Source organism: Pseudoxanthomonas kalamensis DSM 18571, assembly GCF_010211745.1.
GTDB lineage: Bacteria > Pseudomonadota > Gammaproteobacteria > Xanthomonadales > Xanthomonadaceae > Pseudoxanthomonas_A > Pseudoxanthomonas_A kalamensis.
The window spans coordinates 1-567 of the sequence record NZ_PDWQ01000076.1; the positions used below are offsets into that span (position 1 = coordinate 1).

A 567-nucleotide genomic window follows, 5' to 3' on the forward strand; every position below is an offset into this window, starting at 1 on the left:
TTCTGTAGCTTCGATATGCATCACTGTTAGACATACGTGGCGTTCCATCGCTGCATAGGTTGCATTTATTTGTTGAATCTCAGTATTCAAGTCTTTTTTCTTTCGATGCGGGAGCGCATCGTATCCGACGCGGTGCCGACGGTGGATAGCTACGACGGGTGCGCTTCGCATTCGTCATGCCGAGGGTGGCGCGCCGACCAGGCCGCAGCACCGGGACAAAGTGCCTCTTCGGCAGAGGTGCTTTGACCTCGGTGCACATCCTATCGGTACCGAGGCTCCGCACGTTGCGGGCGAGCAGCACGGCACCTGTCGTTCAATGTGCCATGCCGCCGCGCGCCTGCGCAGGTTCCTGTTGCGGGTTCGGCTGCTGCTGCACGGCTTGAGCGCGCTGTTGATTCTGCGCATCGACCTGGCGGGTGCTTTCCTGCACGGGCGGTGCCTGTTCCAGATCGACACGTGCGCGAAATCCTGGCGTAGTGCCTGCGACGAAGGCCACCTTGTCCTGTACCGTCACCGTCTGCAGTTGCTGCGGACCCTGGATGCCCTCGGCCTTGACCGCTTGCAGGG

General features: G+C 60.8%; 1 pseudogene. It reads right to left on the minus strand.

Annotated features, from left to right (window positions below):
• Positions 1-313: 313 nt before the first annotated feature.
• Positions 314-567 (minus strand): annotated as a pseudogene (locus CSC70_RS14065) (peptidoglycan-binding protein); the annotation flags it as partial.